General features: G+C 51.4%; 1 rRNA gene. It reads left to right on the top strand.

What is annotated here, in order from left to right:
• Positions 1-352, top strand: a 16S ribosomal RNA gene (locus DOS84_RS18855); the annotation flags it as partial.

Raw genomic sequence — 352 nt, 5'->3', positions numbered from 1 at the left:
CTTAACACATGCAAGTCGAGGGGTATTGTTCTTCGGAATGAGAGACCGGCGCACGGGTGCGTAACGCGTATGCAATCTACCTTTTACAGAGGGATAGCCCAGAGAAATTTGGATTAATACCTCATAGCATAGTAGCTCGGCATCGAGCAACTATTAAAGTCACAACGGTAAAAGATGAGCATGCGTCCCATTAGCTAGTTGGTAAGGTAACGGCTTACCAAGGCTACGATGGGTAGGGGTCCTGAGAGGGAGATCCCCCACACTGGTACTGAGACACGGACCAGACTCCTACGGGAGGCAGCAGTGAGGAATATTGGACAATGGGCGCAAGCCTGATCCAGCCATGCCGCGT

The organism is Flavobacterium aquariorum (assembly GCF_003254745.1).
Classification (GTDB): Bacteria; Bacteroidota; Bacteroidia; order Flavobacteriales; family Flavobacteriaceae; genus Flavobacterium; species Flavobacterium aquariorum.
Note: the sequence above shows the minus strand (reverse complement) of the source record. Positions and strands in the feature narration are given on the sequence as shown.